This window comes from Lentiprolixibacter sp., assembly GCF_982873095.1.
The window spans coordinates 1-4,113 of sequence record NZ_CEYNTP010000242.1; the positions used below are offsets into that span (position 1 = coordinate 1).

A 4,113-nucleotide genomic window follows, 5' to 3' on the forward strand; every position below is an offset into this window, starting at 1 on the left:
ATTTTGATTTTAGGTGCCTGCGGGCAAATCGGCACTGAACTGACCCTGGCACTAAGGCAGAAATTCGGGGATACTAATATCATCGCCAGTGATATTCGGGAAGGGTCTGTGGATCTGGGGGCATCAGGGCCTTTTGAGCTACTGGACGCCACCGATTACGAAGCTGTTGAGGACGTGGTAATGCACTATGAAGTAGATGAAATCTACCTCATGGCGGCCATGTTAAGTGCTACTGCCGAGAAATTCCCGGCACGGGCCTGGAACCTGAATATGAATTCGCTATTCAACGTACTCAACCTGGCTAAAGAGAAAAAAATTGAAAAGCTCTTCTGGCCTTCGAGTATTGCCGTTTTCGGTCCCAATACCCCGAAGCAGCATACTCCGCAAAACACCATAATGGAACCTACTACGGTTTACGGCATCAGCAAGCAGGCCGGGGAACGTTGGTGTGCCTACTACCACCATAAATACGGGGTAGATGTCCGAAGTGTGCGCTACCCGGGACTCATCAGCTGGAAAACACTGCCGGGCGGTGGTACCACTGACTATGCCGTAGATATCTATCACAAGGCTCTTGAAAGAGGCAGCTATAATTGTTTTCTCAGGGAGGACACCCGCCTCCCCATGATGTTTATGGAAGATGCCATCCGGGCTACTCTGGAATTAATGGAAACCGAAGCCGAAAAGCTAACCGTACGTTCTTCATACAATTTATCAGCCATGAGCTTTACTCCTGCTGAAATTGCGGCTGGTATAAGGGAACAACTCCCTGAATTTTCGATAGAATATACCCCAGATTTTCGGCAGGAAATAGCCGATAGCTGGCCGGAAAGTATTGATGACGGTCAGGCCCGCACAGACTGGGGATGGTCCCCGAAATACGACCTGAAAAGGACAACATTGGAAATGCTTTCGGAACTAGGGAAGTAGGGAAATATTGCCTATTTTTAAGGGAGTTAAAATCACCGTTATGCAAATCCCGTTTCGCACACTCCCGTTATGTCTTATCGCCCTCGTATTGGGCCTCACTACCTTAAACGCACAACTGCAACCCGGTGTTTATATGGCTAAGGAGTCCACAGGTGACCAAACCCTAACCCACGAACTCAAGATAGATGACCGCTATATGGTACATTCCGTTTATCAGGAAGGTCCGGCCAAATTCATTAAAACTCTTGGGGGCTTTTATACAGCCAGTGATGGAAAACGGGATGTACAGCTGGAATTCAATTCTCAGTATGCACAGGATAGCCTTCGGACCTTGAGTATCCCCTACATTATAGAAGGAGAGGTCCTGGTCCTGAAGTTCGACCAACCCCTGGAATTCCAACGCGGGGCTTCTGTATCCCAGGACCTTGACGGCAAGTGGCTCTTTGCTACCAGGGGCCCGGATACCGGACAAGAGCGACGTGGTGAAGCCAACGCGAGAAAAACCATGAAGTTCCTGATGGACGGTCGCTTCCAGTGGATCGCCTATCATACAGAAACCTTCAGATTCTCAGGGACCGGTGGAGGTCATTACACTACTGAAGGGGGCAATTACACCGAACATATCCAATATTTCTCGAGGGACAATTCCAGGGTAGGTGCCAAGCTTACCTTTATGTACAATATCAATGGGGACGACTGGCATCATCAGGGAAAGAACAGCCGGGGAGAACCCATGTATGAGATTTGGTCGCGTAGGAAGTAAGGTGTTGAACTACAGAAAACTCCTGTTCATCGACACGGTAAGTTAGTCTGGCAATTGCGTCCCCAGTAGATTTAGGGGTGATCTTATATTTGGGTATTCATAAGTCTATAGTTTAACGAAAAACAAGTAATATGAAACCCAATCTTATCATTACAACCTGCCTTAAAACCTTAATTTTTGGAATGATGAGCGTATTGTCAACCGTTATTGTATGCACTACCCTCGCAATGGCCGGAATTTTTTAGAAAGTAATTATGATGAAAAGGCCTTTTACAGGCCTTTTTTTATGTGCCGATATCAGATTTGCCTCCTGTTTTTCTCAGGAGTTTGATGCTTTTGATCTCCACCCCTTTGTCAAGTGGTTTGAGCATGTCATACATATTCAGGGCCACCACACTTGCCCCGTGCATAGCTTCCACTTCCACTCCTGTCTTGTAGATCGTCTTCACGGTGATCAGGACTTTTATTTGAAGGCCGTTTACTTCGTACTGGATATCCGTGTATTCAATGGGGAGCGGATGGCAGTCGGGCAGGAGATCAGGTGTTTTCTTTACCCCTAATAGTCCGGCCGCCTTACTCATGGCAAATACATTGCCTTTAGGCACCCGGTCCTCTTCGATAGCGGTAATGGTGTCCTGAATACTTACCTCCACGATGGCCTGGGCCACGGCAGTACGAAGGGTTGGGTCTTTGTGGGTGATATCTACCATGGTTCAGGTATTTACTTTCCATTGATAGGAGTCGTCTTCAAATAATTCTTTCCCAAATACGGGTACCTGCTTTTTGATCTCTTCCACAATAAAGTGAAGCGCTTCAAAGACAGCTTTGCGGTGGGGGGAAGACACAAAGACAAAGAGGCAGATCTCCCCTGTCTTTACGATCCCAAGGCTGTGGTAGATGTGCATACAGGTCAGCTCGAATTTTTCAAAAGCCGCTTCACGGATCTCGTGGAATTTCTTATTGGCCATGTCCTCATAGGCAGTATACTCGATCGCCTGAACGACCTTGCCATCAATCTCATCGGCCCGGACCTGTCCCAAAAAGATATCGTGAGCCCCTATCTGGGTCTTCACCTGGTGTTTGGCGATGGAATTGGCAATGAACTCAGGAGTTATGGCCCCTTCCTGAAATACGTTCTTTATGGATTTGGTTTTCATCTTTAAATTGTTGAAGTACTAAGGTAAATAAGAAATCGGGAATGATCGGAGATATCCCGTTGGTATTAATTTCCAATGGCCCATTCAGGACCCGGCCTGTTTTGCCTTACCCTTCATCCAACTTACCCCAATCATGATCCCGGCCCCTACGCCCACCAGGAAGAGGAACATCTCCCCCACCTTGTCCTTGGAAAGCAGGATGGCACAAATAGCAGCCACCGGGGCGATGCCTGCAATGACCCGTTTGGGGATGGTGATGGAATCCCTGTCTTTTTTCTTTTCTGTCATTCTTTGTAATTAATACATTAAATAAGGCATTTTAGGTATAATTATCAAGGAATACGGCAATAACTTCTGAAATCGTGAAAACCTTAAATAAATGGAAAAATTCTGTTTTATTGGTGTGCCATAAAAAAAGGTCCCCACCAGAGTTCCCCCGAAGCGGCAGGGCCCAGAAAAAGACTTAATACTCCTTTGCCCGGAGGGGCGGGCAAAGTTTTGATTAAATCGGTTGACTAATTTCTAGTACCCGACAATTTACTTGCAGATCATGATAATTGGGACCCTTAAAATTGAGTAAGCCCATACTCATTAATCACCAATATGGGCCTCTTTTATTTAAATCCTTTTAAATGAGGGAGTAATCTGAGGCATACCGGATCAATTCTGCAGAATTCTTACATCCGGTCTTCTCCAGGATCTTCCTGCGGTAGGTGTCCACGGTATGCCGGCTGATAAATAATTCCTCCCCTATGGCCTTGCTGTTCAGGCCCTTGGCGAGGAGACGGATAATCTCCAGCTCCCGTTTGCTGAGGTTCAACTGGAATTCTGAATGGTACCGGTTTAAGGTGGTCTTTAATTCATCGATATTTACCGGTTTGAGCAGGTAGTCAAATGCCCCTGTCTTAATGGCATTGATGGCATAGTGTTCGTAGGCCGTGATATACACAATTTTAGTGTCCAGGTGGTTGCGCTGGATTTCCCCGGCGATCTCCAGCCCTGATTTGCCAGACATCTCCACATCAAGAAATGCCAGATCAGGTTCACAGTTAAGGATATAATCAAGACCTGCTTCCGGTTGTTCAAATTGGCCGATCACTTCCACTTCCGGAAATTTAGACAATAGTATTTTCATGCGGTTCAGGGCCCGCAATTCATTATCCACCAAAACCGTCCTGATCTTGCCGTCTGTCATTGAGGTTGGTACTAGCTAATGGCTCTATAAATGTAGGGTAGAAAATTGGGATTTGCTGTACTCAATAT

Annotated in this window: 6 protein-coding genes; 2 read left to right on the forward strand and 4 right to left on the reverse strand. The window is 46.5% G+C overall.

Translation table 11 applies throughout. The features are described 5' to 3' along the window. Both AC4E7D_RS12380 and AC4E7D_RS12385 read left to right on the forward strand, forming a co-directional pair. A partial coding sequence (locus AC4E7D_RS12380) for an NAD-dependent epimerase/dehydratase family protein (protein WP_490174101.1) occupies positions 1-930 on the forward strand: 930 nt, incomplete at its 5' end. 40 nt (positions 931-970) lie between these two features. After that, positions 971-1,693 carry a hypothetical protein gene (locus AC4E7D_RS12385; RefSeq protein ID WP_490174102.1) on the forward strand — a complete coding sequence of 241 codons (723 nt, stop codon included), beginning with the start codon at positions 971-973 and terminating at the stop codon, positions 1,691-1,693. Between the two features lie 284 nt (positions 1,694-1,977). On the opposite strand, the gene moaC is transcribed toward AC4E7D_RS12385, so the two are convergent. From moaC to AC4E7D_RS12405, 4 genes are all read right to left on the reverse strand, one after another. Next, the gene (gene moaC, locus AC4E7D_RS12390; protein WP_490174103.1) at positions 1,978-2,403 is read right to left on the reverse strand and encodes a cyclic pyranopterin monophosphate synthase MoaC; all 426 of its coding nucleotides are present in this window, start codon (positions 2,401-2,403) and stop codon (positions 1,978-1,980) included. 3 nt (positions 2,404-2,406) lie between these two features. Then, the gene (locus AC4E7D_RS12395; protein ID WP_490174104.1) at positions 2,407-2,850 is read right to left on the reverse strand and encodes a molybdenum cofactor biosynthesis protein MoaE; all 444 of its coding nucleotides are present in this window, start codon (positions 2,848-2,850) and stop codon (positions 2,407-2,409) included. Between the two features lie 84 nt (positions 2,851-2,934). Then, positions 2,935-3,138, reverse strand: a complete 204-nt coding sequence (locus tag AC4E7D_RS12400) for a hypothetical protein (RefSeq protein WP_490174105.1) — start codon at positions 3,136-3,138, stop codon at positions 2,935-2,937. Positions 3,139-3,478: 340 nt separating this feature from the next. After that, entirely contained in the window at positions 3,479-4,045 is a 567-nt protein-coding gene (locus AC4E7D_RS12405; RefSeq protein WP_490174106.1) for a response regulator, read from the reverse strand. Between the last annotated feature and the right edge of the window lie 68 nt (positions 4,046-4,113).

Bases quoted from the DNA above. Each gene is read 5' to 3' on its own strand.
- AC4E7D_RS12385 (WP_490174102.1), top strand. From the start codon at position 971: ATGCAAATCCCGTTTCGCACACTCCCGTTATGTCTTATCGCCCTCGTA.
- moaC (WP_490174103.1), bottom strand. From the start codon at position 2,403: ATGGTAGATATCACCCACAAAGACCCAACCCTTCGTACTGCCGTGGCC.
- AC4E7D_RS12395 (WP_490174104.1), bottom strand. From the start codon at position 2,850: ATGAAAACCAAATCCATAAAGAACGTATTTCAGGAAGGGGCCATAACT.
- AC4E7D_RS12400 (WP_490174105.1), bottom strand. From the start codon at position 3,138: ATGACAGAAAAGAAAAAAGACAGGGATTCCATCACCATCCCCAAACGG.
- AC4E7D_RS12405 (WP_490174106.1), bottom strand. From the start codon at position 4,045: ATGACAGACGGCAAGATCAGGACGGTTTTGGTGGATAATGAATTGCGG.